Below are 26,265 nucleotides of genomic sequence, written 5' to 3' on the forward strand. Positions count from 1 at the left end.
ACTGCGTTAGGGTTAAGTGCATGTTGCGTACCGCGCGTACGGCCAATAAGGCCGATGCGGAAAGGCAGGCCACGCGCCTGCCGATCGACACTATCCTTGTGGGCGATTGCATCGACCACATGAATAGTTTGCCGGCCGGCTCCGTCGATCTGATTTTCGCAGATCCTCCATATAACCTGCAGCTCGAGCAGGGTCTCACCCGCCCCGACCAGTCCAAGGTCGATGCGGTGGATGACGACTGGGACAAGTTCGACAGCTTTGCCCACTACGATGAATTCACCCGCGCCTGGATGAGCGCGGCCAAACGCCTGCTCAAGCCCGACGGCGCCATGTGGGTCATCGGCTCCTATCACAATATATTCCGGGTCGGCACCGTGTTGCAGGATCTGGGCTTCTGGATGCTGAATGACGTCATATGGCGCAAGGCCAATCCCATGCCCAATTTCCGCGGCACGCGCTTTACCAATGCGCATGAGACGCTGATTTGGGCCGCCAAAAGCCAGAAGAGCCGCGTCACATTCAATTATGAAGCCATGAAGCTGGCCAATGACGACACGCAGATGCGGTCCGATTGGCTGTTCCCCATCTGCACCGGCTCGGAGCGCCTCAAGGACGAGGACGACGGCAAGCTGCACCCGACGCAAAAGCCCGAAGCGCTGCTGTTCCGCATTCTCAATGCCACCACCAAGCCGGGCGATATCGTCCTCGACCCATTTTTCGGCACCGGCACCACCGGCGCGGTCGCCCGCAAGCTGGGCCGCCATTTTATTGGCATAGAGCGCGAGGAAAGCTACATCGCAGGCGCCCGGCAGCGCATAGCCACCATTCGCCCAGGCGTATTCGAGGCGCTGCAATCGGTGACGCCCAAGCGCAAGGAAACCCGCATTCCCTTTGGCTCGCTGGTCGAACAGGGTGTGCTCGAGGTGGGTACGCAACTTTTCGACGCCAAGCGACGTTACTGGGCCATGGTTCGTGCAGACGGCTCGCTCGTCTCAGGTCCGCACCAGGGGTCGATCCACAAGGTCGGTGCGCTGGTTCAAGGGTCTGAGTCATGCAACGGGTGGACCTTCTGGCATCACGAACAAGCAGGACGAATGGAGCCGATCGACACACTACGCGCCGACATTCGTCAAAAACTTGATTTGCTTTCTGCCTGATCCTGACCTCCAATCATCCTTCAGGCTCTAAAAACTGGCCGCTGGTTTGCCCCGGCGGCCTTTTTGTTTGCCATTGCCGGCTTCGCCCATGAGGGTCGTCGCCGCCGGGTCCTGCTGCGCGATGGCGTCCACGAGGATATCGTGATGATGGGCTGGCTTGTCAGCCAAGTCCGACTTCAGCTAACACCTTCCGGAACAGTGTCGGCAGCGCCTCGCCCTTGAGCGCCTCCGGCGGCGTCCACCAGCCCGCATCGAGACCTTCGGGCGCCACGACTGCCGACCACACCTCCAGTTCCAGCCGGAAATGGGTAAAGACATGGATCACCTGTCCATGCCGGCGCCAATCGGCCTCTACGGGGAAATCCGGCTCCCCCAATGCGCCGCCCCAATCCGATGTCGGCACTTCCGTCATGCCAGCAAGCAAGCCCTTGGCCGGGCGAGATTGCAGGTAGACGTCCCCGGCCGTGTCGCGCATGACAAAGGCATGCCCTTTGCGGACAGGTCTCCGCGCCTTGACCGGCTTGATCGGATAGCGCGACGGCTCACCTTGCTGCCGGGCCTCGCAGCCATCGTGCAGGGGGCAGACCAGGCACATGGCGGCGCGCGGCGCGCAGATGGTGGCGCCCAGATCCATCATGGCCTGGGCAAAGTCCCCGGCCTGCTCGGGCACGGCCAGTTGCAGGGCGCCGAGCAAAGCGTCCTTGGCCTCGCGCACAGGCACGTCGAGCGCATAATAGCGCGCCAGCACCCGGTCGAGATTGCCATCGAGCACGGCAACACGTTCATCAAAGCAGATCGCGGCAATGGCAGCACTGGTATAGGCGCCAATGCCGGGCAGGGACTGCAGGCTTGCAGCCGTGTCGGGGAAAACACCACCATGATCGCACATCACCGCCTGGGCGCAGGCATGCAGGTTTCGCGCGCGGGCATAATAGCCGAGCCCGGCCCATTCGCGCAGCACGGCATCGAGCGGGGCCGCCGCCAGATCCTGCACGCCTGGCCAGAGCGTGGTGAAGCGCACAAAATAGGCCTTCACCGCAGCCACCGTGGTCTGCTGCAACATCACTTCGCTCAGCCACACCCGATAGGGGTCGGGCCGTATGCCCTGGCGCCGATCCGCCGGTGACACGCGCCAGGGCAGATCGCGAGCATGGCGGTCATACCAGGCTAGGACCGCCGCGGAATCGATGGGATGTGGATTGGCGAGGGGCATAGCCCCTCATACCTGCTCGCTGCGATCAGTGCGCGCCAAAAAATTCTGCCATCACAGGTGCAATGGCATCGACACTGACATCATGCCCCTGCCCGGTCAGGATATGCCGCCGCGCGCCCGGCACCCCGGCAGCAACCCACGCTGCCCCGGCGTCGATGAACGGGAAACTGCTGTCGCCGTTTACCACCAGCACGGGCACGCCAATCTGCTGCCAGCGTGCCGGGTGGTGATCGCCATCGGTTGCCTCCGCCAAGATCCGATAGTCGTGCTCGATGGTCCCTCCCACCGCCGCAAATCCCGGCCAGGCCGGCGATTGCTTGAACCCGGCCAGTTCCTCGGGTGACATGAACGCGCTCATGAACAGGCTCATCATTGCCTCGGCCTCGCCCCGTTCTGCCAGTGCCGCCATATCGCTGTGCTGCTTCCATGAGTCTGCAGAGGATTGATCAACATCAATTGGCGGCTCGTAAAGCATCACCGATTTCACCTTGCCGGGCAGGGCAACGCCGGCCTCGAGCGCCAGTACCGCGCCCGACGACATGCCATAGAGCCCCGCCTGCCCACCGAACACGTCGACAAGTGCCTCGATGTCCTCGATGTCCCGCGCAACGGCATAAGGTGCCGTATCGGTGGATTCCCCGCGGCCCCGCCTGTCGAAATTGACGAGTGTGAACCGGTCCGAGAGCTGGTGGATCAGCTTGGGCGTCGTGGGATCGATAGCGCGATACTGCGTGGCGCCGTCCACCATGATGATCACCGGACCGTTTCCTTTGGCCTCGTAGCCGATAGTGGTTCCGTCTCTCGAGATAAGTGTGGGCATATCAATCGTCTCCCTTGTTCCTGATGTCTCGACGAAACAGCAGCTAATATTTCGACATTGGTGGGGTGGGCTTGCGCACCAGGCTTCACGAGAGATATCTGGTACATGGCAAAAGACGAACTGCCCGAACCCAAACGCCGCAACAAGACGCTTTCAGTTGCCGATGCGCTGTCGGGTGCGCTCGACCCGGTGCTGAAAAAACGCGGCTTTGCCGGTCGCGACATCATCGTCCAATGGCGGCATATCGCGCCACCGCCTTTCGACCAGACCACTTTGCCCGACAAGTTGAGCTGGCCGCGCGGCAATCATGGCGCAGATGGCGCCACGCTCTATTTGCGCTGCGCGCCGGGGCAGGCATTGTTCGCCCAGCATGAAGCGCCCGCCATAGCCGCGGCGGTCAACCGCTATTTCGGTTATGTGCTGGTCAATGATGTCAGATTGTCTGCCGAGCCATTCACCCCCGGTTCAGGCCAGAGGGTGCAAAAGCCGTATCAACCGAGCCAGAGCGAAATCGCAAAGGTCGGCAAGGCGACCGAAATGGTCGAGGACGACGATCTGCGGGAAGCGTTGAGGGCCCTTGGTCTGGCGCTCTCGCGCAGATCGAAAATGACAAAACAGTAACCCAATTCACCCCCAAGTGATGAGCCTGCCCACTTGCCGACACCATCCCCATGTGTAGTGTCGCGCAGCAATCATTTTCAGGAGCCTGAGACGTGAAATTCAACCGCCGCGACACAATCATCCTCGCCGCTGCCGCTTCGGCGGCCAGCCTAGCGGGCATTTCGGCCTCGCGGGCTGCTGAAGGCGACGTGGTCGACCAGGCGGCGCTGATGGCGCCCGCCGGCGGTCTCACGGACAAGGTCGAAGGCAGTTCCGATGCGCCGGTCACCGTTATCGAGTATGCGTCACCGACCTGCCCGCACTGTGCTTCCTTCCACAACACGGTCTACGAGCCGTTCAAAGAGCAGTATATCGATACCGGCAAGGTCAAGTTCATTGTTCGCCCCTTTGCTCGCAACGCGCTGGACGCTGCCATCTTCCTCCTCGCCGAAGCGGCCGGCGAAGAGAATTATCACAATGTCATTGCCACCTATTTCCGGACGCAGAACGAATGGGGCATGTCCGACAAGCCGCGCGATGCCATCTACACAGTGGCCCAGCAGCTCGGTTTTACAGAGGAAAGCTTCTCGGCTGCCTTGACGAATCAGGAGGTGTTCGCCGGGATCGAAGCTCAGCGCGAGCAGGCTCTGGATGAGTTCGGGCTGACGGGGACACCAACCTTCTATGTCAATGGCAAGACGCTTTCGGGGGGCAAGACGCTCGAGCAGCTCGCTGCCGAGATCGACCCGCTCGTGCCTGCCGATTTCGTTGCTCCGGCCGCAGCCGAGCAACCCGCTGCCGATGCAATGGCGCCCGCATCTGACGCCATGGCCCCTGCCGCGGACGCAATGGCGCCTGCAAACTAACTTTGCTTTCAGGCGGGCGAACGCATGAAGTTCTCCCGCCTCAAGCTGCACGGCTTCAAGAGTTTCTGCGATGAAACCGTGCTCGTCATGGAGCCGGGGCTGACCGGTATTGTCGGGCCCAATGGCTGCGGCAAGTCCAATCTCGTGGAAGCCATGCGATGGGTTATGGGCGAGAGCTCGTATAAGGCCATGCGCGCCTCGGGCATGGACGACGTCATTTTTTCGGGTTCCGGCAACCGGCCCGCGCGCAACACCGCTGAAGTGATACTGGTCCTCGACAATTCGGACCGCACGGCTCCGGCAGCCCTCAACACTGCCGACGTGCTTGAAGTCACCCGTCGCATCGAGCGCGAGTCAGGCTCGGTCTATCGCGTCAATGGCAAGGAAGTGCGCGCCCGCGACGTGCAATTGCTCTTTGCCGACGCCTCCACCGGCGCCCACTCGCCCGCCATGGTGCGGCAGGGCCAGATTGGCGAACTGATCGCGGCAAAACCCACCGCCCGGCGGGCCCTCCTCGAAGAAGCCGCGGGCATTTCGGGCCTGCATTCGCGCCGCCACGAGGCCGAGCTCAGGCTGCGCGCAGCCGAAGGCAATCTTGAGCGCGTCGACGACGTCATCGCTCAAGTCGAGAGCCAGCTTGAAACCCTCAAGCGGCAGGCGCGCCTCGCCAATCGCTATCGGGGCCTTTCGGGCGATATCCGCCGCGCCGAGGCGACCCTGTTTCACATCCGCTGGGTCGCCACCCGCGCCGCGGAAAAAGAAAACGAGGCCGCCCAGGCGGTTCTGATCCGCCAACTGGCCGATGCCACCCATGCTGAACTTAATGCGCAAAAGGCCGTCGAAACCGCCGAAGCCGGTCTGACGCCCCTGCGCGAGCGGGAAGCCGTCACCGGCGCGGTGCTGCAGCGCTATACTATTCTGCGCGAGCAGTTGGCCGAGGAAGCGCGGCGCATGGGGCAACGCCGGGCAGAGCTCGAGGACCGCTTGCGCCAGATCGCGGCAGACGGCACCCGTGAGCGCGAGCTGGTCGGCGAGGCCGAAGCAACTCTGGCGGCCTATGTTGCAGAGCAGGCGCAACTGACCGAAGAGCAGGCGACCGCGCAAGCCGAATTCGACGCCGCCCGGATCGAAGCGGAAACGGCAAAATCTGCCGTTGCCGAAGCCGATGAAGCGACCCGGGAAGCCGCCAACGCCCTCGCCCAGATGCGGGCGCGGCGCCTTCAGGCGGAACGCAACCTGGTCGACGCCCGCAATCGGCGCGCCCGGCTGATCCAGCAATTGACCGAGGTCGAAGCTGAGCGCGAAGCAGTCACAGCAGCTCTGGAAGCGGACGAAACGATCACTGTCCGCCGTAATGCGCTCGAAGCCGCTCAAGGCCAGACCGCCATCGCCGAAGACGCCGCCCTCGCCGCCGAAGAAGAAGCGGGGCGGGCCCAGGCAAAGCTCGACGCCGCCCGGCCACGCCTGGCCGAACTCGATGCACTTGTCACCCGGCTCGACGCCGAGGCCTCGACCCTGGGCAAGATGCTCAATACAGGCGCGAGCCTCTGGCCCGCCGTGGTCGACGAACTGTCGGTTGAACCCGGCTATGAGACCGCCCTGGGCGCAGCTCTGGGCGATGATCTGGACGCATCTTCGGACGCCGGGGCGCCGATGCACTGGTCCATTGCCATTGATGGCTATGACGACCCTGCCCTGCCTCAGGGCGCCGAGCCCCTGTCGCGCCACGTTACTGGCTCGGAGCTGCTCAAGCGGCGGCTGGACCAGATCGGGCTGGTCGATGCCATTGACGGCCCCGCATTGATGAAGGCTCTCAAGCCCGGCCAGCGTCTTGTAACGCTGGACGGCGCGCTCTGGCGCTGGGATGGTTTTGTGGCGGCCGCCGACGCGCCGAGCGCCGCTGCCCTCCGCCTCGCCCAGCGCAATCGCCTCAATGAATTGGACGAGGAAATCCTGCGTGCCAAGGGCGAGCGCAATAGCTGGCGCCGCGATGTCGATGCGCTGGTCGCCGCGCTCGACACGGCACGGCAGGCCGAAAAAGACCGGCGCGAAGACTGGCGCAAGGCCCAGCATGCCATTGGCGCAGCGCAGGCCGAGCTCGACAGGGCGCAGCGCGCCTTGGGCGATCTGCAAACGCGTCGCTCGACCTTGGAAGACGCCCAGGCACGTTTGGCCACCAATGTTGCCGAAGCCGAGGCGGCCTTGGCAGAAGCCGAGGCCGGCTTGGCTGAAACAGGTGACGAGGCCGAACTGGCCGCTGCGGCTGAGCAGGGCCAACAGCGTCTTACTGCCCTTCGCGACAAGGCCGATCAGGCGCGTCTCAAGCTGAGCACGGTCGAATCGGCGGCACGCATGCGGGCCTCGCGCCTCGATCAGCTCGGTCGCGACAGCGCCGCCTGGCAACGCCGCCGCGACGGCGCGCAGGCGCAATTGGCAACGCTAGACGCGCGCACGGCCGAGGTTAAAGGTCAGCTCGACAGTCTGGCTGAAGCGCCGGAAGGCTTTGAGAGCCGCAAGGCACAATTGGACGGCCAGATCGAAACTGCCCAGGCCGATCACAAGCTGGCTGGTGACCGCCTCAGCACGGCCCAGACCGCCTGGCGTGATGCCGAAAAGGCACTCAAGGCTGCCGGCGATGCCCTCAATGCCGTCCGCATCGAGTTGACCCGTATCGAGGAACGCCTGAAGGGCGCCATCGCCCAGCGCCAGCAGATCGAGCGGCAAGTCGAGGAATCGCTGGGCATTCCCGCATCAAAGACACTCGAGGCCTCGGGCATTCGCCCAGAACAGCCATTGCCCAATGAGCAGGCCACCGAGCAGAAGCTGGAGCGGCTGAAGTCCGAACGCGAGCGGCTTGGCGGGGTCAATCTCTCTGCCGAGAAGGAAGCCGAAGAAGTCCAGGAAAAGCTGGACACCATGGTGCGCGACCGCGACGACATCATTGAGGCCATCGCCAAACTGCGCAGCGCTATCGCGTCCCTCAATCGCGAAGGCCGCGCCCGTCTCAACGAAGCCTTCGGCAAGGTCAATGCTCATTTCCAGGAACTGTTCACGACCCTGTTCGGCGGCGGCACGGCGGAACTGACCTTTGTGGAGAGCGATGATCCGCTTGAGGCCGGGCTCGAAATCATCGCCCGGCCGCCCGGCAAAAAGCCGCAGACCATGACGCTATTGTCGGGCGGCGAGCAGGCGCTCACTGCCATGTCGCTGATTTTTGCGGTGTTCCTCACCAACCCCGCGCCGATCTGCGTGCTCGACGAGGTGGACGCACCGCTAGACGACGCCAATGTGGAGCGATTCTGCAACCTGCTCGACAGCATGCGTCAGCGCACCAATACGCGCTTCATGGTCATCACTCACAACCCGATCACCATGAGCCGGGTGGATCGCCTGTTCGGCGTCACCATGGCCGAGCGCGGCGTCAGCCAACTGGTATCGGTCGATCTGACGACGGCGGAAAGCTTCCGGGAAGCGGGCTAGTCACTGCCCCAAGGCGAAAGAATCCCCCCACCCTGCCCTGACTCCGCCACGATCGGCGCGTGGACAGCATGCCGCACCCCCGCGATGCAGCAAATCATCCAGCTAAAACAGACACTTACACAAGCCCCGCGCGCCTTGACACCAATTGGGGCCACCACTATGTTGCGCGCGACTTAAAAGGGCGTCCGGAAGTTCCGGAAAATGGCCGGCCAAAGGGAGCAGCGGATGACCAGTTCGCCAGACGACCAGGGCCGATCAGAAAGCGCCCGGGGGGTGACGCACGATCTTGCATCGCGTATCGCCTCTGCCAAGCGGGAGCGCGACCGGGAGGACAACAGATCCGCCCGAGATGCTTCCCCGGAGATGAGCGGTATGGCGCGCGGCATGCGCATCGGCACCGAGTTCATCGCCGCGGTCCTGGTGGGCGCCGGTCTCGGCTACCTCATCGACCTTGGCCTGGGAACCAGCCCCTGGGGCTTGCTCATCCTTCTGATGATGGGCTTTGCCGCTGGAATCCTGAACGTCATCCGTGTGGTGGCGGAAATGAATGCCGCATCGCCTGCCCCCAAGGGTGCCGATCTTGGCCCCGAGGCGGAAGACGAAGAGCGGAATGAGAATTGATGACGCTTAGAGGGCTCCATGGCCGGTACTGACCCGATCCACCAGTTTGTCATCTATGACATCTTCGAGCTGTTCACCCTTGGTGGTGACGGCACCGAAGGGTCGGGAACGACATTTGCGTTCACCAATTCGGCACTGTTCATGGTGCTGACCGTGGCCACGATCACCCTGTTCCTGCTGCTCACCACCTCGGGCAAGAAGCTGGTCCCGACCCGCGCGCAGCTTACGTCCGAACTGTTATACGAGTTCGTGGCGGGGATGGTCCGAAGTTCTGCGGGCACCGCCGGCATGAAGTTCTTCCCGCTGGTGTTCAGCCTGTTCACGTTCATCTTTGCCGCCAACATGTTCGGCATGGTACCGTATTTCTTCACCGTCACCAGCCACATCATCGTCACCTTTGCCCTGTCGATGCTGGTGTTCCTCACCGTCATCATCTACGGCTTCGTCAAGAACGGCCCCAAATTCCTCAAGCTCTTCGTGCCTGCCGGTGTGCCGGGCTATATTCTCCCCATTGTGACGCCGATCGAGGTCATTTCCTTCCTCTCGCGTCCCATCAGCCTCTCGGTTCGTCTGTTCGGCAACATCCTTGCCGGCCACATCACCCTCAAGGTCTTCACCGGCTTTGCGGTCATGATGATTGCGGGCCTTGGCGCTTTCGGCTGGGCCGCCGCTATCCTGCCCATGCTGATGGCAATTGCCCTTACGGGCCTCGAGTTTCTCGTCGGTGCAGTCCAGGCCTATGTCTTTGCGGTCCTGACCTGCATGTATCTCAACGACGCGATCCACCCGTCCCACTAACCACCCATTCCCGGTGGATGACCCACCGGAACCCAAAAGTCGCTTGAAAGGACATAAAAATGGAAGCTGAAGCCGCAAAGTACATCGGTGCTGGTATTGCCACCTTCGGTATGGCTGGTGCCGCCCTGGGCGTGGCCAACATCTTCGGCAACTTCCTCTCGGGTGCCCTGCGCAACCCGTCGGCTGCTCCGAGCCAGTTCGGTAACCTGATCTTCGGCTTCGCCGTGACCGAAGCTCTGGGCATCTTCTCGTTCCTGGTTGCCCTGATCCTGCTGTTCGTCGCCTAATAGCGCGACTGCACCAAGATTGCCGCAGCCGGACACAAAGTTCGGCTGCGTTCCCTTCTCCAGTCAATCGTGACTGGATGACCGGATTTAACGGGACCTCTACCAGATGGTAACGCAAGCCTACGCTCAAGAAGCGGAAACCCCGGCAGACGACCACGGCGCAGAAGCCGCGGGCGCCGCTGATGCCGTGCATGTCGAGGACGGCGTTCACGCCGATCCGACCGCAGACACGCACGCCACGACCGAAGCATACGGCGATGCCGGCCATTCGGACGTGTTCCCGCCTTTCGACCCGGCCACTTTCCCCAGCCAGCTTCTCTGGCTCGCCATTACCTTTGGCGCGCTCTATCTGTTGATGAGCAAGCTGGCCCTGCCCCGCATTGGCGGCATTCTGGACAACCGCAAGACGCTGATCGACACCGATCTGGCGGCTGCCGATGCGGATCGCCAGAAGACCGATGCTGCCATCGCGGCCTATGAGAAGGCCCTGGCGGAAGCCAAGGCTAAAGCTCAGGGCATTGCCAACGAAACGCGCGAAGCCATTCAGGCTGATTTGAGCACCAAGCGTGCTGCCGCCGAGGCTGATCTTTCCGCCAAGGTCAGTGCCGCCGAAGCCAGCATCGCCAAGACCAAGGCCGAGGCGCTCACCCATGTCGACGAGATTGCTGCTGAAACGGCTCAGGCCGTGGTTGGCCAGATCGTCGGCGATGTTCCAGCCGACAGCGTTCGCGCTGCCGTGGCCAAGGTTAAGGGGTAAGTCTGATGCCAGATTGGTTGGATAACAGCTTCTTTGCCATGGTCGGCCTAGTAATTTTCCTGGGCCTCATGGTGTTCTTCGGCGTGCCGGGGATCATCGCCAAGATGCTCGATGGCAAGATCAAGCAGATCGAGACCGATATCGCAGAGGCCAAGCGCCTGCGCGAGGAAGCCGCCGCCCTGCTCGTTGAATATGAGCAGAAGCGCGTCGCTGCCGAAAAGGAAGCCGAAGGCATTGTTGCCGCTGCCAAGGAAGAGGCTGAGCGCCTGACCGTGGAAGCCCAGGCGTCGCTGGCTGATCTCGTCGCTCGCCGCACGGCTGCGGTGGAAGACAAGATTGCCCAGGCCGAAGCACAGGCGATTGCCGAAGTGCGGGCCCGCTCCGCAGACATCGCAATCGAGGCCGCCCGCAGCGTTCTCTCCGACGAGATGAACAAGAATGGCGGCAAGGTTGTCGACGCGGCCATCGCCGATGTGGCCAGCCGGCTGAACTGATCCGGTTCGAATTCGAAAGACAAAGGCGGGCAGCGATGCCCGCCTTTTTTGTTTTCGGAGCGTGCTCGCGAGACCTCAACAATCTCAAGAGCGGCACCTCCCCTTGACGGGGAAGGTTGGGAGGGGGTGCCCACGGGCCGGATTCTGAAGACGCGAACCCCCCTCCCCATCCCTCCCTGTCAAGGGAAGGGTGTTCCATCCAGTGCGCTTGCGCAGCGGGGACAAAACCAAACCCCAATTGACGGCCCGGTGAATCTCCACCATGGTGCCGACAACTGCGGGAGAGACTGGTCACGCGCCAGCGCCGAAGGAGCAACCGCCCCGGAAACTCTCAGGCCAAAGGACCGCAGTTAGGTCACAACTCTGGAAAGCAGGCTGAAAGGCCTCTCCGAAGGAGCAACCGGCGCTCAGCCGGGAAATCTCTCAGGGCAAGGACAGAGGGGGCACGCATTTTCCGCCGGTGGCGGAGCCTTGTCGTGTCGCCTTTGAACCCGAGAGTGTCCATGGCCGAAGCCAATTCCGAGACCCTGCTGACCGTTCCGCTCAATGACCAGCACATTGCGGCTGGCGGAAGGATGGTGTCATTCGGCGGGTATTCCCTGCCCGTCCAATATCCGACCGGCATCATGGCCGAGCACAAGTGGACGCGTGACCAGGCCGGCCTCTTCGATGTCAGCCATATGGGTCCGGCCTTCCTTACCCTCAGCCAGTCGAGCGGCGATGCTCAGGCCGACCACTCGGCTGTGGCGGCCCTGATCGAGCCGCTGATCTGTGGCGATATTGCCAATCTCAAGCCGGGACAGATTCGGTACACACTGCTGCTCAATGATGGTGGTGGCGCACTGGATGACCTTATGGTCGCCCGCTCGCCCCACCATCCCGGCGCGCTCTATATCGTGGTCAACGCTGCGACCAAGGAGGGCGACTTTGCCCGCATTGCCGCTGCGGCCGGCGACAGGGCAAAGCTGCAGCGTGTCGATGACAATGTCTTGCTCGCCCTTCAGGGTCCCGAGGCGGTTGGCGTTCTGTCCGCGCTGGTTCAAGGCGTGGTCGAGCTGGGCTTCATGACCTATGCGCCGTTCCAATGGGATGATGAACAGCTCATAATATCCCGTTCCGGCTATACAGGCGAAGACGGATTCGAAATTCTCTGTTCGCCACAGAACGCGCCCCGGCTCTGGGACGCCCTCCTGTCCGACCCGCGCGTCAAGCCCATTGGCCTGGGCGCGCGCGACAGCCTGCGTCTCGAAGCCGGGCTGCCGCTCTATGGTCACGACCTGGATGAAACCACTTCGCCCATCGAAGCCGATCTGGGTTTTGCCGTCTCCAAGCGCCGCCGCGAGGCCGCCGACTTCCCGGGGGCAAAACGCATCCTGGCCGAGCGCGATGGCCAGCTTTCCCGCAAGCGGGTCGGTCTTATCATCGAAGGCGCACCGGCCCGCGAAGGCGCCGAAATCCTCGACATGTCCGGTTCCGCCATCGGCGTCGTCACCAGCGGCGGCTTTGCGCCGTCACTGGGCAAGGCCATTGCCTTGGGCTTTGTCCCGCCCGACCATACCGGCATCGGCACAAAACTGCAGGTTTTGGTGCGCGGCCGCGCGCAGGCCGCCGAAGTTGTGCCCACACCTTTCGTTCCCCACCGCTATTTCCGCAAGTCAGTCTGAGGCCCCGCCATGACCACCAAATTCACCCCCGATCACGAATATATCCGCGTTGAAGGCGCCACCGGCACTGTCGGCATCACCAACTATGCCCAGGAACAGCTGGGCGACATCGTCTTCGTAGAACTGCCAAGCCTGGGCAAGGTGCTCAAGAAGGGCGACGAGGCCGCCGTTGTGGAATCGGTCAAGGCCGCTTCCGAGATCTATGCCCCGGTTTCGGGCACCGTGACCGAGGTGAATGAGGCGCTCAACGGCGAGCCCGGCCTGGTCAACGCCGATCCGGAAGCGGGCGGATGGATGTTCAAGCTCGCCATCAGCGATGCCGGCGAAATCGAAAGCCTGCTTGATGCCGATGGCTATGCCGAACTGACCCTCTAACCAGACCGGACCTTCATGCGCTACCTTCCCCATTCCGACCATGAACGCGCCGACATGCTGGGCGTGATCGGGGTCAGCGATATCGACGCGCTGTTCTCGGCTGTCCCCAAGTCGGCACTGAAAAGCTTTGAACTCGATCTGCCGGACCATAGCCCCGAATTCATGGTCGAGGCGCATATGCGCGCTTTGGCGGGCAAGAACCAGGCCGGCAGCGACGGCCCGTTCTTTGTCGGCGCCGGCGCCTATCGCCACCATGTCCCCGCGACTGTCGATCACCTGATCCAGCGGTCCGAATGGCTGACAGCTTATACGCCCTACCAGCCGGAAATCTCGCAGGGCACGCTGCAAATGCTGTTCGAATTCCAGACGCAGGTGGCCAAGATCACCGGCATGGATGTGGCCAATGCCTCGCTATATGACGGCTCGACGGGCACGGCCGAGGCAGTGCTGATGGCGCGGCGCCTCACCCGCCGCAATAAGATCGTGCTCTCGGGTGGCCTCCACCCCCATTACCGCGATGTGGTCAAAGCCTATCTCAAGGACGATCCGTGCCTGGAATGCCTGTCCCCCTCCCCTGAGGGCCAGGGCGACATTCTCGACCATATCGACAGCGACACCGCCGCCATCGTCATTCAGACCCCTGACTTTTACGGCCATTTGCGCAATGTCGAAGCTGCAGCCAAGGCAGCGCACGACCAGGGCGCCCTGCTGATCGTGGTCGTCACCGAGGTAGTCTCGCTGGGCCTGCTCGAAGCGCCCGGCGCCCTCGGCGCCGATATCGTGGTCGCCGAGGGCCAGTCCATCGGCAATGCCCTCAACTTCGGCGGGCCCTATCTGGGGCTCATGGCGACGAAGAAGGAATTCATCCGTCAGATGCCCGGGCGCCTTTGCGGCGAAACCGTGGATGCCGAAGGCAATCGCGGCTTCGTGCTGACCTTGTCCACCCGCGAGCAGCATATTCGCCGCGAAAAGGCGACGTCGAACATCTGCACCAATTCCGGTCTGTGTGCCCTCGCTTTCTCGATCCATATGGGACTTCTGGGCGAAGCGGGCTTTGTCCGGCTGGCGCGGCTTAACCACTTCAAAGCCATCAAACTGGCCGATGCGCTTGATGGTGTGCCCGGCGTCACGGTCCTCAACAAAACCTTCTTCAACGAAATGACCATTCGCGTCACTCAGCCTGCGGCCGCCCTCGTCGAGCGGTTGGCCCAGCGTGGCATTCTCGCCGGCGTCCCTGCCAGCCGCCTGCTGCCGGGTGATCCCGAGGTCGGTAACCTCGTCATCCTGGCGGCAACTGAACTGACCACCGAGGCCGATATCGCTGCCCTTTGCGCGGCCCTGACGGAGGAACTGGCATGACCATGAACACCCAAGGCCGCCCCACCGGCATAGGCACGCTGGGCACCTCGGCCTCTGGCTCGGCGCTGCTGCCAGACGAACCTTTGCTCTTCGAGATCGGCGACACCGAGCATTCCGGTGTCGATCTTCCCGATGTCGACCTCGCCGTTGACCGCCTCGGCGGATTTGCCCGCAAGAGCAAGCTGGATCTGGCCGGTCTCACCGAGCCGGAAGCGATGCGCCACTACGTGCGTCTTTCGCGCCTCAATCACTCGATCGACAGCGGCATGTACCCTTTGGGCTCGTGCACGATGAAGCACAATCCGCGCCTCAACGAGAAGATGGCCCGCCTGCCCGGTTTTGCCGATATTCACCCGCTGCAGCCGGTCTCGACGGTGCAGGGCGCGCTGGAGCTGATGAACCAGCTTTCGCATTGGCTGATGACGCTAACCAATACTGCTGCTGTCGCCCTTTCGCCCAAGGCGGGCGCACATGGCGAGCTGCTGGGCATGATGGCCATCAAGGCCGCGCAGGAAGCCAAGGGCGAGGCGCACCGCAAGGTCGTGCTGGTGCCGGAAAGCGCCCATGGCACCAACCCAGCCACCGCTGCCTTCCTCGGCTATAGCGTCAAGCCCATTCCGGCCCGCGATGACGGCACCGTTGACGTTCGGGCGGTCAAGGATGCCCTCTCGCCCGACGTCTCGGCGATCATGCTGACCAATCCCAATACCTGCGGCCTCTTTGAGCCCCAGGTCATCGAGATTGCCCAGGCCGTGCATGAGGCGGGCGCGTTCTTCTACTGCGATGGCGCCAATTTCAACGCCATCATGGGCGTGGTTCGTCCGGGCGATCTTGGCATCGACGCCATGCATATCAACCTGCACAAGACGTTCTCGACGCCACATGGCGGCGGCGGACCGGGTGCAGGCCCCGTCGTGCTCTCTGAGGCGCTTGCGCCATTCGCTCCGGTCCCGTTCGTCCGCAAGGGCGAAGCGGGTCTGGAACTGGTCGAGCATATCGAGGGCGAGGCCCTAGGCCGCATCACCGCATTTCACGGCCAAATGGGCATGTATGTCCGGGCGCTGACCTATATGCTCAGCCACGGTGCTGACGGGTTGGCCCAGGCGGCACAAGATGCCGTGCTCAACGCCAACTATGTCAAGGCGAAGCTTGAGCATCTGTTCTCGGTGCCGTTCCCCGAATATCCGACCATGCATGAGGCACTGTTCGACGACAGCTTCCTCAAGGGCACGGACATCTCCACACTCGACTTCGCCAAGGCGCTGATCGATGAAGGCTTCCACCCCATGACCATGTATTTCCCGCTGGTCGTGCATGGCGCCATGCTGATCGAACCCACCGAAAGCGAAAGCAAGCAGACGCTCGACCGCTTCTGCGACGTGATGGCCGAACTGGCAACGGACGCGAAGTCCGGAAATTCGGCCCGCTTTACCGCCGCGCCGATGAAGGCACCACGCCGGCGGCTGGATGAAACTCGCGCTGCCCGCCAGCCCATTCTCAAATGGGAACGTCCTGCGGACCTGTCCCAGGCGGCGGAATAATTAAGCAAGAAAGGCCCGGAGAACACTCCGGGCCTTTCCTTTCCTAGCCCAGCTTCACCGCCTTGAGGCCCAGAAACAGCGGAAACTCACGTGCGGCGCGCTTGTCGGCCCGGCCGTTCTGTTCGCCGGTGAGATCCGCCACTTCCTTGATGCCTGTCACGGCCAGGCCCGCGGCATTGAGGGCGGTTACATAGTCGCCCAAAGGCCGGTGATAGCTCTGTGTCGTCCCCTGCCCATGCGCCTGCATCGGAACGGCCAGGCGGGACAGATAGCTGTCCAGCCGCCGGAACCTCAGCCCGCGGCCTTCGTCCCAACCCCAGCCACTCTGGCGGGGTATGCGAAAGCAAGGATGGAGCATGACCATGGCCAGGCGCCCGCCGGGACGGAGCAGTCGCGCTGCTTCTTCCAGCGCTTCTTCCAACGGATTGATGTCCTGGATGGAAAGGAGAAAAGCCGCCGTGTCAAACGCGCCAGTAGTCAGCAGTCTGTGCTCTGGCAGGCAGGTCACGTCGCCCACAAGAAAACGCCCATGACGGACATGATGGCGCCGCGCTTCGGCAATCAACCTGGGCGCCAGGTCGACCCCGACATAGCGGGTGCCCAACTCCGCCACCGGTGGCGCCAGAATGCCGTGGCCGCAACCGAGATCAGCAAAGCGCTCACCCGCCTTGAGTTCAAGCAATTCAAGCAGCAGGGGCACCGCCAGGGTGCGATGGTAGTGACTACCATCCCGACCTGACCAACCCGAATACCAGTGTGCGACAGCGTCCCAGCTCTGCGAGCGGGTGCGATTAAAGTTTCTCTTCTTTGTCATGAAAGTCTCGTTGGAACTCGAAAGCTGTTCGAGTGACGAGACGGTGCCGTTTCGGCGTTCAGACCAAAAGCTGAACGGCTGAAACACCGCAGGTACTGACGTTCCGGCGGCGAACCACCGGAACAATCACATCATGGACCGGCACCGCCGTCAGGCGGTGCGGATGCGGATATAGAAGGTGGCGGTGCGTGTCATAGTGTCTGGTTATCCTCTGGTGTCAAAACCGACCCAGATGGTGATGCTCTCGCCGCCCAGATAGGGGATGGTCACGTTCTCGACCACCTTGACGAATTCGGCAGTCTGGTTCGGCGGCGTCAGCGGTACGGCAAGCGTATATTTCTCTGAGAATATGGCCTGGCCATCACGCTCCACCGCAAAGCGGATCGGCGCATTGACGGTCGACTGGGAGCCGGCGGGCCCCAACAGAACGCGGCCGGTGACGCCCATATTGACCATGATCTGGCCATTGGACACCACGCAATTACGCGATGTCTCGTCGATAACGCCCTGATATTGCAGCGATTTTGGATCGCCTACGCGACCGCCGCCATAATAGTACATCGCCTCGCCGCCCAGCCGCACCTTGATGGGCGGACATTCGGTGGCGATGACCGGAAGGGCATTTGTCTGCGCCTGGGCAACGGCCTGCGGCGTCGCGGTAGCGTTCTGCAGATTCGCGTTGGCCGCAGTGCCGCCGCCGAACATGGAGCCCATGGAGCAACCGGTCAGCAGCACGGCCAGGCCGCCTAGGGCAGATAAACGCAGGAGGGACGTCAGGGTCAGGGTCATTGTCTTGCTTGGCTCCTGGCGGCTAGGCGACGGCTTCGAGAGCCATGAGAATAGCGGGTGCGCCGCTGGTCGTCACGCCGGGCGCATCTTCGATAAATACGGCGTCCACAATTCCGTCGCGGACGATCAGGGCAGAGCGGGCAAAACGCGTTCCCATACCACCCCCGCTCATGTCTTTGACCAGGCCGAGCGCAGCGGCCAGTGCGCCATTGCCGTCGGCAAGGAAATCAATCTCCTCAAGCGCGCCGGTTGCCTCCGCCCAGGCCTTCATCACATGGTGATCATTGGTGGCGGCGCAGATGATGCGGTCGATCCCAGCTGCGCGCAGCTTGGCGGCATTGCTGACAAAGCCGGGCAGATGGTTGGCGTGGCAGGTTGGCGTAAAGGCGCCGGGCACGGCAAACATGACGAGTGTCCCCTGCCCCAGCGCCTTGTCGCTGGTGGTGTCTTCCACACCGGCCGCAGTCACTAGCTTGACCCCGACTGCAGGGACCGGGTTGCCGCGTTCAATCATTGCTGGATTTGCCCCATTACTGGCGGCCGGGCCGCCCTACTCCAATACTCACGCACATGCGATATGCGGCATTTCGGGTCAACACAAGGCCATCGGCCTAGTCGCCCGGTTCTTCCACATTCGCATCGGCGCCGGCTTCGATTGTCCGGCTCACCTGATAGGCGCCCCTCGGCGACATGAAGGACAGTTCGACCTCCAAGTCTTCCAGGGCACTATTGTCGGTTTTGCCCAGGATGGGAAGCAGCACTAGATTGTCTTGCGGGCTTTTTTGCGGCGCACCGAACAGAGGACCGGTCAGATCAGTGGCAGCGATAAGGCTTGCCGGATCGACGATCGCAGGGTCAATTTCCACCGAAATGCCGCTGGCATCGGGCAGCAGGCGCGCCTTGCCGATGGGCTCGTTCGCGTGGCTCCAAGCGATCGGGACTTCGGCCATGGCCTGGTTGATCCGCATGACATTGGCTGGGTCCGCGGCGCCATCAAGGACCGGGAAGGCCAGGCGAGCCTGGGCGGGCACACAGATGTCCGAGCAGATGCCAAGCGTCGCCTCAATATCCACCAGGGCATCCTCCCCGTCGATCGAAACTTCGAGCGGCAGGACGGTGTGGCCGTAGTAGACATAGTCGAGATAGCCCGCCACCGTCTCCCGCTCAGGATGGGGCCAATGCTGGTTCGCCAGCGACACCCCTCTGGATCCGGAGAAGTCGAGTTCCAACGGCAATCCGGTTTCGCCGGGCACCCGCCAATAGGTCTTGGTGTCCTCGGGCATGTCGATTTCGAGGGCCAGCAGGGCCTTGCCCGCCGCATCGGGCGCGCCGGCGCTGATCAGCCGAACAGCGACGCCGGGCGCCACCTCCTGCCATGGTGTTTCACCCGCAAAAGCGGGCGGGCAGGCCAGGCAGACAAACACAAGAGGGACAAAAAGAATTCTCATGGCATGGCATTAGCGCAGGTAAAGGTGAACAGCCAGATAGCGCAGCATCAGGCCTTCGTGATGGATGCGACGTGCCGTACGCTTGGCAGGCAGGGAGGCTAGGCCTACAATCGGGCCTATGAACTCACTTGAAGGGCAATTCCTGGTCGCCATGCCCGACATGGCAGATGAACGCTTCGCCGAAAGCGTGATCCTTATTGTGGGTCACGGCGAAGAAGGTGCCATGGGCCTGGTGGTCAATCATGAACTGGCCAATCTGCGGTTCGCAGACATCCTGGACGAACTCGACCTTGGCGATCCGGATGCAGTCATCCGCCTGCCTGACAGTATTCGCGACCGGGCGGTGATGCGCGGCGGTCCTGTCGAGAAAGGCCGCGGCTTCGTGTTGCATTCAGGCGATTACCAGAGCGGCAATACCTATAAGGTCACAGAGGATATCGGCCTCACCGCCACGCTGGACATCCTCAAGGCCATGGCCTTCGGCCCCGCGCCGCGCGCCGCTTTGTTCGCTCTGGGCTGCTGCGGCTGGTCGCCGGGCCAGCTGGAAGACGAAATCGGGGCCAATGGCTGGCTGACCATTCCGTTCCAGCGCGAACTGCTGTTCGACGTGCCAGTAGAACATCGCTACGACAAGGCGCTCGCCATTCTCAATATCACCCGGGCCAGCCTCAGCACGGAAGCCGGGCACGGTTGAGCCACAGGCTCCGCCGCGCGGAACCCTTATTTGCCCATTTGTGCAGCCAATTTCTTGCCCAGTTCGGCACCGACGATTGCCGTGCCGAAGGCGAAGCCCTGCGCGTAGCGGCAATTGAGCTGGCGCAGGCGCTCGATTTCGTCGAGGCTCTCAACACCTTCGGCAATCACCATCAGGTCGAGATCATTGGCGAGCGCCACGATCGCGCGGATGATCGGCCCCTGGGTATGGGCGATGCCAGTGTCGGTGCCCATGCGCACAAAGGGCGCGGGGATCTTGATGGTGTCGAAGGGAAAGCGGTGCAGATAGCTCAGCGATGAGTGACCGGTGCCAAAATCATCGAGCGCCAGCCCCAGCCCCATATTGCGCAGGGCCTCCAGCATATAGGCGGAGTGTTCGGGGTTGGTCATCACCTGGCTCTCGGTGATCTCAAGCTTGAGATGGCCCGCCAGGTCCCGATCCTGCGCCACCAGATTGCGCATATCGGTCAACAGCGTCTCGGTCGCCAGTTGGGTGGGTGAGAGATTGACCGAGATGAAGAAGCCTTCCGGCAGTCCCATGGTGGTCAGCCAATCCTTGGCCTGCGCTGCGGATTGCTCAAAAGCCAGCCGCCCGAGCTTTTCGATCTGGCCGGAACGTTCGGCCAGCGGAACGAATTCGTCCGGTGTCACCAGACCGCGCGTGGGGTGGTTCCAGCGCATCAGGGCTTCGGCCCCGGCAATCTGGCCAGTCTGAATGTCCGTGACCGGCTGGAACTGCACATGCAGTTCGCCCTGTTTGAGGCCGCGCTCCAGATCCTCTTCGCTGGCCTTGCTGTAGGACGCGATGGAACGGGCCGAGGCGCGATAGGCCTCGATGCGGTCTCCGCCCAGCCGCTTGGCGTAATACATGGCCAGCTCCGCATCGCGCAGCACGTCGGCTGCTGACGAGGGATTGCTGTCATAGATGGTGACGCCGATCGACGCGGTCAGCACCAGGTCGCGGTCACCGAAATTGAACGGCGCCTTGAGAGCTTTGCGAATCTGCTCGGCAGTTTCCGCAATCTTGGCGGCCGCCTGCTCTGAGGAAAGAATGACCGCAAACTGATCGCCACCAATGCGCGCCACCGTGTCGAGCGGCCGCATGATGCGCGAGATACGGCGCGAAATGGCCAAAAGCACGGAATCGGCTGCGGAATGGCCGATGCGTTCCTCCAGTTCCATGAAGCGATCGATGTCGATCAGGAACACCGCCGGCTTGGTACCGCCCGGTGTCCGCGCCCGCACCAATGCCCGCTCCAGCCGGTCGAGGAACAGCTGGCGATTGGGGAGGCCGGTCAGGCTGTCATGCACAGCATCATGCAGCAGGCGCTCGCGCGCGGCGCGGTCCTCGGTAACGTCTTGCAACGTCCCGACAATACGATTGACTTGGCCATCGCCACCCAGAACCGGCTTCACCCGCATGCGGAAGGTGCGATAATTGCCGTCATGCCCGGCGACGCGCATATCGGCCGACACCTTGCCGCGCCGCAATTCGACCAGCGTGTCGAAGGCCGTCCTGAAGCGGTCGCGGTCATCAGGATGGACCCGGTCGAGCCAGCGCTTGATGGCGCCGCGCAGCGCCCCGCGCTTTTCGCCCAGCCGTGTCGAGAGCTCGTCGCTGACCGTCACACGGTCACGCTCGATATTCCAGTCAAAGACGAAGTCACCCGAGCCGGTTAACGCCAGGGCCCGGCGCTCGACCTCGCTCAATGTGCCGATGCTCACCTGGCCTTCCGAGAAGGCATGCTGCACTGCGGTGAAACCGAGCAGCATGACGATCAGCACCAGGCCGCCGCCCACTGCGGGCTGAGCAACATCATTGCTGACCTGGCCCGAAATCACCAGCCAAGCATAAAACAGCCAGGCCATGTAGATAATCCAGGTCGGCACCAGCAGCACCGCACGGTCATAACCGCGCAGGGCCAGCAGCAGGATCAGGAAGAAGCCCGATATGCCCAGCAGGGCCAGCACGAGGCGCGCAATCGTGGCGGCGATAGCCGGCTGGAAGAAGGCGAAGAGAAATAGCGCTAGAAACAGAGTGGCCAGCCCAAGCGCCAGGTGGATGAAGCGCAGGTGCCAACGGTGCAGATTGAGATAGATGAACAGAAAGCCAGCCAGCGTCGTGGCTATGCCGGCCTCGGCCGCAGCGCGCCAGGGCTGCATGCCGCTGGCCGAAAGACCCAGAATGCGGCCGAGCAAGCCGAAATCAATCAACAGATAGGCCAGTACGGCCCAGGCAAAGGCCGCCGTGGCGGGGAACACGCCGCGCCCCTTGACCACGAACATGATGGTCAGAAACACCGATGCCAGTGCCGCGACGCCCAGCACGACACCACGAAACAGGGTGAAGGCATTGACATAGTCGCGATAGGCGTTGGGCTCCCAGAGATAGAATTCGGGCAGATCGTTCGAAGCCAGCTCGACAATGACCGTCATGGTCGCGCCCGGATCGAGGGTGACCTCGAACACATCGGCTTCCGGATCGGGCAGGCGTTCGGGCCGGATGCCGGCACTGGGTGTTATTGCGGCGACGCGATTTTCGCCCAGATCGGGCTGGAACAGGCCGGAGCCGGGCAGGCGGAAGAACGGCGCGACAAGGAGGCGCTGGATTTGTTGGTCGCTGTCGTTACGCAGGGCGATCAGTGCGAAATAGGGGTTGGTCCCTGTGTCGCTGGCGAGCACCTCGATGCGACGAATGATGCCGTCTGCGTCTGGGGCCGTAGACAGCTGCACGCGACCGCCCTGGCCCGGCACAATCTCCAGGGCTTCGGAGAGATCGACCGCGTTGACGTCCTCGGGAACAGAAATGACCTCGAACCCTTTTGCGGGCGCAAGGGCGAACAGCGCGAACGCTAGACAGAACGCGAATGCAAGAAAATGACGCATCAAAGGCAGTTAAATCCGGCGCTAGGCTTCTTTATGGCGGCAGTCCGGTGACAGCGTTGCGACCGGACAGGCCCTTGTCTTTCTTGATCCTCCAGCGGAACGTTCACTTGGTACGGGAGATTGACGCTTGCGACAAGCGTCCTTGCCTGTTGCCGGGAGGCAACACACAGGCAATTGTCGGTCAGGCGAAGCGCGACTGATCGATATGGCGCTGGCCCAGCCGTGCCAGATCCCAGCGTTCCCGGGTCAGGCCCATCAGCACATGGTCCTCCCAACGGCCGTTGATCTGCAGATAGCGTTCGGCATAGCCCTCTTCCACAAAGCCGTTCTTTTCGAGCACACGGCGCGAGGCGGTATTGCCGGGGAGGAAGGCCGCGTGAATGCGATGCAGGTCCAAACCCTCGAAGATGAACGGAACGACGACCCCTACTGCCTCGGTCATCAGGCCCTTGCCCGCATAGGGCTGGCCCATCCAGTAGCCCAGGCTGACAAACTGGGCGGCGCGACGCCGGATATTGGAGAGGGTAATGCCGCCGACCAGTAGTTCGTCGCGGCCCTCACCGAGAAAAATGAAGAAGGTATAGTCGGTCCCCTCCTCCACCTCCTGCCGGGTGCGGCGCACGCGCGCGGCATAGACACGGCGCGCCAGATCGAGTTCGGTCCAGCGCGGCTCATAGGGCCGCAGGAAGTCCTGACTTTCGCGGCGCAGCCTGTGCCAGGATTCGTAGTCGCGCATTTGCGGCAGACGCAACATGACGCGCGGCCCGCGCAGGGTGACCAGAGGCGCCGGCGAAGACCAGGGCCAGAACATGAGGTCAGCGCTTGAGTGTTTCGCCGATGCTTTGAACATCGGCAAGGCGGCTGATTGGACCGATACCGGCCAGGGTCGGTGTGCCGGCAGTGAAAATCTGCTCGGCCACATCGCGCACGCGCTGGGCGGTAATGCGATTGATGCGGTCCACCGTTTCTTGCATTTCTATCGGACGCCCCCACAGGATCTGCTGGCGGGCGAGCTGTCCGGCACGGGCCGAGGGGCTTTCGAGCGACATGAGCAGCCCGGCGCGGATCTGATTGCGCACCCGCACCACCTCTTCATCGCTGATGTTTTCAGTGGCCCGGCGCAGTTCATCGAGAACAACGGGGACCAGTTCGGCAACCTCGTCCTCGCCGGTCGCCGCGGCAACGCCGAAGACGCCGCTGTCGGCAAAAGCCCAGTGGAAGGAATAGACTGAATAGCACAATCCGCGCTTCTCGCGGATTTCCTGGAACAGGCGCGAGCTCATGCCGCCGCCCAGTATCGAGGCGAGCACTTGGGCGGCGTAAAAGCCGTCCGAATTATAGGCACGTCCCTCAAAGCCAAGCACGATATGGGCCTGTTCGTGGTCGGAGATCAGCCGCTCCTGCCCGCCCTGATACTCGGCCCGCTGTGGGTCGGGGGCGCCGTTGGGCGCGAGATCGGCAAAGCGCTGCGCAGCCACCCGCACCAGCCCGTCGTGATCGACATTGCCGGCAGCGGCGATCACCATGCGGTCGCCCACATAGTTGCGGCGCATATATTTTCGGATCATGTCCGGGTTGAACTGGCGGACGGAATCCACCGTGCCCAGAATGGTGCGCCCAATCGGCTGGGTCGGGTAGGCCGCTTCCTGGAACAGGTCAAAGACATGGTCGTCGGGATTATCGCGCGCCGCGCCGATCTCCTGCACGATAACCTGCTTTTCGCGGGCCAGCTCGCCATCGTCGAGGGTGGAATTTTGCAGGATGTCGGCCAGAATGTCGGCGGCCAGAACCACGTCATCCTTGAGCACGCGGGCGAAATAACCGGTATGCTCGATCGAAGTTGCCGCATTGAGGTCGCCGCCGACATTTTCGATCGCTTCGGCAATCTGCAGCGAGGAGCGCGAGCTGGTGCCCTTGAAGGCCATGTGCTCGAGCAGATGCGAGATGCCGTGTTCGGTCTTGCGCTCCGAACGCGCCCCGGCCTTGACCCAGACGCCAAGCGAAGCACTTTCGAGATGCGGCATGTTGTCGGTGAGCACCACCATGCCATTTTCGAGGGTCGTCGATCTTACGCTCACACTGGTCCTCCTGAACCGGCGGCCGAAACGACCGCGGTTCTCCTAGGTCGTTCAGGCGCGGCTGCGCGCCGCGATGAAATCCTCGATGGCGCGCTGGTCATTGGCCAGCACACTGACCCGTTCGGGCCGCTCATAGAGATCTGACAGCCAGGCCGGCAGAGCCGGTTCGATGCCAGAGGCCTCTGCCACAGCCGCCGGAAACTTGGCCGGATGCGCCGTCCCCAGCGTGATCATCGGCACGCCGATAGGTTCCTGCTGGCGGGCCACACCGACACCAACGGCCGTGTGCGGGTCGAGCAGGTAGGAAGAGGCTTTGTGCGTCTGCGCGATGACCGCGCGTGTCCCTGCCTCGTCGGTCGTGCCTGCGGCAAAGTCGCGGCGAATGGCGGTGATGGCGTTTTCCGGAAGGTCGAAGCCGCGTGACTGCTTCAGGCCCGCCATCATGCGGTTGACCGCGTCAGCGTCGCGCCCGGCGCTCTCGAACAGCAGCCGTTCGAAATTGGATGATATCTGAATATCCATGGACGGGCTGATGGTGGGCTCAACGCCCGCCATCTGATAGCGACCGGTATCGAGCGTGCGCCTCAGGATATCATTGGCATTGGTAGCGATCACCAGCTTCTCGATGGGTAGGCCCATCTGGCGGGCGCAATACCCGGCGAAGATGTCACCAAAATTGCCGGTCGGCACAGTGAAGCTCACCTTGCGGTGCGGCGCACCCAGCGACACCGCGGCCGTGAAATAATAGACGATCTGCGCAACGATGCGGCCCCAATTGATCGAATTGACGCCCGAAAGGCGCACCCGATCGCGGAAGGCGTGATTGTTGAACATGGCCTTCACCGCGTCCTGGCAATCGTCGAACGTGCCCTCGAGCGCGATATTGTGGACGTTGTCGTCCAGCACGGTCGTCATCTGCCGGCGCTGCACTTCGGAGGTGCGCCCCTTGGGGTGCAGAATGAAGATGTCGGTGGTGTCACGACCCCGGAAAGCCTCGATGGCCGCGGAGCCGGTGTCACCTGAAGTTGCTCCGACAATGGTCGCGCGCAGCCCGCGTTCGGCCAGGATGTGATCCATCACCCGGCTGAGGAACTGCATGGCCACATCCTTGAAGGCCAGCGTCGGCCCATGGAACAGCTCAAGCACGAAATGGCCCGGCTCCAGCTCCACCAGCGGCGTCACCGAGGGGTGACGGAAGGTGGCATAGGCCTCCGCGAGCATGGATTTGAGCTTGGCAGCCGGAATCTCGTTGCCGGTGAAGCGCGAGATGATGGCGTAGGCGACGTCGGCATACGGCCTGCCGCTGAAGGCCGCGATTTCCTCAGCGCTGATCTGGGGCCAGGAGGCGGGAACATAGAGGCCGCCATCGGCGGCAAGTCCTGCCAGAACTGCGTCGGAGAAGCCGAGCGCGGGCGCCTGGCCGCGCGTGGAAACAAACTGCATCGGGGAGAAGAGCCCTTCTAGAATTGTCGCAACCTAGTCAAAGCGGACCGCCGCCGCAAGG

General features: G+C 62.7%; 25 protein-coding genes and 1 riboswitch. Of the genes, 14 read left to right on the top strand and 11 right to left on the bottom strand.

Going from position 1 to position 26,265, the window contains the following annotated elements:
- Positions 1-20 precede the first annotated feature (20 nt).
- Positions 21-1,157, top strand: a complete 1,137-nt coding sequence (locus ACE4RL_RS16385; protein WP_375598172.1) for a site-specific DNA-methyltransferase — start codon at positions 21-23, stop codon at positions 1,155-1,157.
- Positions 1,158-1,184: 27 nt separating this feature from the next.
- Here the strand turns inward: ACE4RL_RS16385 and ACE4RL_RS16390 are convergent, their stop codons facing one another.
- Genes ACE4RL_RS16390 through ACE4RL_RS16400 form a run of 3 tightly spaced genes read right to left on the bottom strand, consistent with a single transcriptional unit; the run spans position 1,185 to position 3,190 of the window.
- The gene (locus ACE4RL_RS16390; RefSeq protein WP_375598173.1) at positions 1,185-1,325 is read right to left on the bottom strand and encodes a hypothetical protein; all 141 of its coding nucleotides are present in this window, start codon (positions 1,323-1,325) and stop codon (positions 1,185-1,187) included.
- Positions 1,318-2,370: an A/G-specific adenine glycosylase gene (gene mutY, locus ACE4RL_RS16395; protein WP_375598174.1), complete on the bottom strand. Its 1,053-nt coding sequence runs from the start codon at positions 2,368-2,370 to the stop codon at positions 1,318-1,320. The genes ACE4RL_RS16390 and mutY overlap by 8 nt, the downstream gene beginning before the upstream one ends.
- 25 nt (positions 2,371-2,395) lie before the next feature.
- A complete protein-coding gene (locus ACE4RL_RS16400; RefSeq protein ID WP_375598175.1) occupies positions 2,396-3,190 on the bottom strand; it encodes an alpha/beta fold hydrolase in 795 nt (264 codons plus the stop codon).
- A gap of 105 nt (positions 3,191-3,295) precedes the next feature.
- Between ACE4RL_RS16400 and ACE4RL_RS16405 the strand changes: the two genes are divergently transcribed.
- The 12 genes from ACE4RL_RS16405 to gcvPB all read left to right on the top strand — a co-directional run bounded on the left by ACE4RL_RS16405 (position 3,296) and on the right by gcvPB (position 16,032).
- A complete protein-coding gene (locus ACE4RL_RS16405; RefSeq protein WP_375598176.1) occupies positions 3,296-3,811 on the top strand; it encodes a DUF721 domain-containing protein in 516 nt (171 codons plus the stop codon).
- 92 nt (positions 3,812-3,903) lie between these two features.
- Entirely contained in the window at positions 3,904-4,656 is a 753-nt protein-coding gene (locus ACE4RL_RS16410) for a thioredoxin domain-containing protein (RefSeq protein WP_375598177.1), read from the top strand.
- A gap of 24 nt (positions 4,657-4,680) precedes the next feature.
- Positions 4,681-8,136, top strand: a complete 3,456-nt coding sequence (locus tag ACE4RL_RS16415) for a chromosome segregation SMC family protein (RefSeq protein WP_375598178.1) — start codon at positions 4,681-4,683, stop codon at positions 8,134-8,136.
- Positions 8,137-8,361: 225 nt separating this feature from the next.
- Positions 8,362-8,757, top strand: coding sequence for an AtpZ/AtpI family protein (locus tag ACE4RL_RS16420; RefSeq protein ID WP_375598179.1), 396 nt, complete (start codon positions 8,362-8,364; stop codon positions 8,755-8,757).
- An 18-nt stretch (positions 8,758-8,775) separates the two neighbouring features.
- On the top strand, positions 8,776-9,555 hold the full coding sequence (locus tag ACE4RL_RS16425; protein ID WP_157291321.1) for a F0F1 ATP synthase subunit A: 780 nt from the start codon (positions 8,776-8,778) through the stop codon (positions 9,553-9,555).
- Positions 9,556-9,614: 59 nt separating this feature from the next.
- Positions 9,615-9,842, top strand: coding sequence for a F0F1 ATP synthase subunit C (locus ACE4RL_RS16430; protein ID WP_116589250.1), 228 nt, complete (start codon positions 9,615-9,617; stop codon positions 9,840-9,842).
- 106 nt (positions 9,843-9,948) lie between these two features.
- Positions 9,949-10,599: an ATP F0F1 synthase subunit B gene (locus tag ACE4RL_RS16435; protein ID WP_375598180.1), complete on the top strand. Its 651-nt coding sequence runs from the start codon at positions 9,949-9,951 to the stop codon at positions 10,597-10,599.
- Positions 10,600-10,604: 5 nt separating this feature from the next.
- A complete protein-coding gene (locus ACE4RL_RS16440; protein WP_157291317.1) occupies positions 10,605-11,093 on the top strand; it encodes an ATP F0F1 synthase subunit B in 489 nt (162 codons plus the stop codon).
- A gap of 268 nt (positions 11,094-11,361) precedes the next feature.
- Positions 11,362-11,450: riboswitch (glycine riboswitch) on the top strand.
- 146 nt (positions 11,451-11,596) lie between these two features.
- Entirely contained in the window at positions 11,597-12,757 is a 1,161-nt protein-coding gene (gcvT, locus tag ACE4RL_RS16445) for a glycine cleavage system aminomethyltransferase GcvT (protein ID WP_375598181.1), read from the top strand.
- Between the two features lie 9 nt (positions 12,758-12,766).
- Complete coding sequence (gcvH, locus tag ACE4RL_RS16450) at positions 12,767-13,132, top strand: glycine cleavage system protein GcvH (protein WP_375598182.1); 366 nt, start codon at positions 12,767-12,769, stop codon at positions 13,130-13,132.
- A gap of 15 nt (positions 13,133-13,147) precedes the next feature.
- Positions 13,148-14,491 carry an aminomethyl-transferring glycine dehydrogenase subunit GcvPA gene (gcvPA, locus tag ACE4RL_RS16455; RefSeq protein ID WP_375598183.1) on the top strand — a complete coding sequence of 448 codons (1,344 nt, stop codon included), beginning with the start codon at positions 13,148-13,150 and terminating at the stop codon, positions 14,489-14,491.
- Positions 14,488-16,032 carry an aminomethyl-transferring glycine dehydrogenase subunit GcvPB gene (gene gcvPB, locus ACE4RL_RS16460; RefSeq protein WP_375598184.1) on the top strand — a complete coding sequence of 515 codons (1,545 nt, stop codon included), beginning with the start codon at positions 14,488-14,490 and terminating at the stop codon, positions 16,030-16,032. The genes gcvPA and gcvPB overlap by 4 nt, the downstream gene beginning before the upstream one ends.
- A 43-nt stretch (positions 16,033-16,075) precedes the next feature.
- On the opposite strand, the gene ACE4RL_RS16465 is transcribed toward gcvPB, so the two are convergent.
- The 4 genes from ACE4RL_RS16465 to ACE4RL_RS16480 all read right to left on the bottom strand — a co-directional run bounded on the left by ACE4RL_RS16465 (position 16,076) and on the right by ACE4RL_RS16480 (position 19,083).
- Positions 16,076-16,846, bottom strand: coding sequence for a class I SAM-dependent methyltransferase (locus ACE4RL_RS16465; protein ID WP_375598185.1), 771 nt, complete (start codon positions 16,844-16,846; stop codon positions 16,076-16,078).
- Positions 16,847-17,050: 204 nt separating this feature from the next.
- Positions 17,051-17,635 (bottom strand): hypothetical protein, encoded by a 585-nt coding sequence (locus ACE4RL_RS16470; RefSeq protein WP_375598186.1) that lies wholly within the window; start codon positions 17,633-17,635, stop codon positions 17,051-17,053.
- 22 nt (positions 17,636-17,657) lie between these two features.
- Positions 17,658-18,149: a peroxiredoxin gene (locus ACE4RL_RS16475; protein WP_375598187.1), complete on the bottom strand. Its 492-nt coding sequence runs from the start codon at positions 18,147-18,149 to the stop codon at positions 17,658-17,660.
- A gap of 97 nt (positions 18,150-18,246) precedes the next feature.
- Complete coding sequence (locus tag ACE4RL_RS16480; RefSeq protein ID WP_375598188.1) at positions 18,247-19,083, bottom strand: protein-disulfide reductase DsbD domain-containing protein; 837 nt, start codon at positions 19,081-19,083, stop codon at positions 18,247-18,249.
- Positions 19,084-19,201: 118 nt separating this feature from the next.
- On the opposite strand from ACE4RL_RS16480, the gene ACE4RL_RS16485 reads away from it, so the two are divergent.
- Positions 19,202-19,777 carry a YqgE/AlgH family protein gene (locus ACE4RL_RS16485; protein WP_375598189.1) on the top strand — a complete coding sequence of 192 codons (576 nt, stop codon included), beginning with the start codon at positions 19,202-19,204 and terminating at the stop codon, positions 19,775-19,777.
- A 26-nt stretch (positions 19,778-19,803) separates the two neighbouring features.
- Here ACE4RL_RS16485 and ACE4RL_RS16490 read toward each other — a convergent pair whose 3' ends face one another.
- The 4 genes from ACE4RL_RS16490 to thrC form a co-directional block, all read right to left on the bottom strand.
- Positions 19,804-22,683, bottom strand: coding sequence for an EAL domain-containing protein (locus ACE4RL_RS16490; protein WP_375598190.1), 2,880 nt, complete (start codon positions 22,681-22,683; stop codon positions 19,804-19,806).
- A gap of 181 nt (positions 22,684-22,864) precedes the next feature.
- Positions 22,865-23,494 (bottom strand): GNAT family N-acetyltransferase, encoded by a 630-nt coding sequence (locus ACE4RL_RS16495; RefSeq protein WP_375598191.1) that lies wholly within the window; start codon positions 23,492-23,494, stop codon positions 22,865-22,867.
- Between the two features lie 4 nt (positions 23,495-23,498).
- Complete coding sequence (locus tag ACE4RL_RS16500; RefSeq protein WP_375598192.1) at positions 23,499-24,761, bottom strand: M16 family metallopeptidase; 1,263 nt, start codon at positions 24,759-24,761, stop codon at positions 23,499-23,501.
- A gap of 51 nt (positions 24,762-24,812) precedes the next feature.
- Entirely contained in the window at positions 24,813-26,204 is a 1,392-nt protein-coding gene (gene thrC, locus ACE4RL_RS16505; protein WP_375598193.1) for a threonine synthase, read from the bottom strand.
- Between the last annotated feature and the right edge of the window lie 61 nt (positions 26,205-26,265).

The organism is Devosia polycyclovorans (genome assembly GCF_042181575.1).
GTDB classification, from domain to species: Bacteria; Pseudomonadota; Alphaproteobacteria; order Rhizobiales; family Devosiaceae; genus Devosia; species Devosia polycyclovorans.

Bases quoted from the DNA above. Each gene is read 5' to 3' on its own strand.
- ACE4RL_RS16475 (WP_375598187.1), bottom strand. From the start codon at position 18,149: ATGATTGAACGCGGCAACCCGGTCCCTGCAGTCGGGGTCAAGCTAGTG.
- gcvH (WP_375598182.1), top strand. From the start codon at position 12,767: ATGACCACCAAATTCACCCCCGATCACGAATATATCCGCGTTGAAGGC.
- ACE4RL_RS16425 (WP_157291321.1), top strand. From the start codon at position 8,776: ATGGCCGGTACTGACCCGATCCACCAGTTTGTCATCTATGACATCTTC.
- mutY (WP_375598174.1), bottom strand. From the start codon at position 2,370: ATGCCCCTCGCCAATCCACATCCCATCGATTCCGCGGCGGTCCTAGCC.
- ACE4RL_RS16440 (WP_157291317.1), top strand. From the start codon at position 10,605: ATGCCAGATTGGTTGGATAACAGCTTCTTTGCCATGGTCGGCCTAGTA.
- ACE4RL_RS16420 (WP_375598179.1), top strand. From the start codon at position 8,362: ATGACCAGTTCGCCAGACGACCAGGGCCGATCAGAAAGCGCCCGGGGG.
- gcvT (WP_375598181.1), top strand. From the start codon at position 11,597: ATGGCCGAAGCCAATTCCGAGACCCTGCTGACCGTTCCGCTCAATGAC.
- ACE4RL_RS16430 (WP_116589250.1), top strand. From the start codon at position 9,615: ATGGAAGCTGAAGCCGCAAAGTACATCGGTGCTGGTATTGCCACCTTC.
- ACE4RL_RS16470 (WP_375598186.1), bottom strand. From the start codon at position 17,635: ATGACCCTGACCCTGACGTCCCTCCTGCGTTTATCTGCCCTAGGCGGC.
- ACE4RL_RS16435 (WP_375598180.1), top strand. From the start codon at position 9,949: ATGGTAACGCAAGCCTACGCTCAAGAAGCGGAAACCCCGGCAGACGAC.
- ACE4RL_RS16415 (WP_375598178.1), top strand. From the start codon at position 4,681: ATGAAGTTCTCCCGCCTCAAGCTGCACGGCTTCAAGAGTTTCTGCGAT.
- ACE4RL_RS16465 (WP_375598185.1), bottom strand. From the start codon at position 16,846: ATGACAAAGAAGAGAAACTTTAATCGCACCCGCTCGCAGAGCTGGGAC.
- thrC (WP_375598193.1), bottom strand. From the start codon at position 26,204: ATGCAGTTTGTTTCCACGCGCGGCCAGGCGCCCGCGCTCGGCTTCTCC.
- ACE4RL_RS16385 (WP_375598172.1), top strand. From the start codon at position 21: ATGTTGCGTACCGCGCGTACGGCCAATAAGGCCGATGCGGAAAGGCAG.
- ACE4RL_RS16480 (WP_375598188.1), bottom strand. From the start codon at position 19,083: ATGAGAATTCTTTTTGTCCCTCTTGTGTTTGTCTGCCTGGCCTGCCCG.
- ACE4RL_RS16405 (WP_375598176.1), top strand. From the start codon at position 3,296: ATGGCAAAAGACGAACTGCCCGAACCCAAACGCCGCAACAAGACGCTT.
- ACE4RL_RS16400 (WP_375598175.1), bottom strand. From the start codon at position 3,190: ATGCCCACACTTATCTCGAGAGACGGAACCACTATCGGCTACGAGGCC.
- ACE4RL_RS16485 (WP_375598189.1), top strand. From the start codon at position 19,202: ATGAACTCACTTGAAGGGCAATTCCTGGTCGCCATGCCCGACATGGCA.
- ACE4RL_RS16490 (WP_375598190.1), bottom strand. From the start codon at position 22,683: ATGCGTCATTTTCTTGCATTCGCGTTCTGTCTAGCGTTCGCGCTGTTC.
- gcvPA (WP_375598183.1), top strand. From the start codon at position 13,148: ATGCGCTACCTTCCCCATTCCGACCATGAACGCGCCGACATGCTGGGC.
- ACE4RL_RS16495 (WP_375598191.1), bottom strand. From the start codon at position 23,494: ATGTTCTGGCCCTGGTCTTCGCCGGCGCCTCTGGTCACCCTGCGCGGG.
- gcvPB (WP_375598184.1), top strand. From the start codon at position 14,488: ATGACCATGAACACCCAAGGCCGCCCCACCGGCATAGGCACGCTGGGC.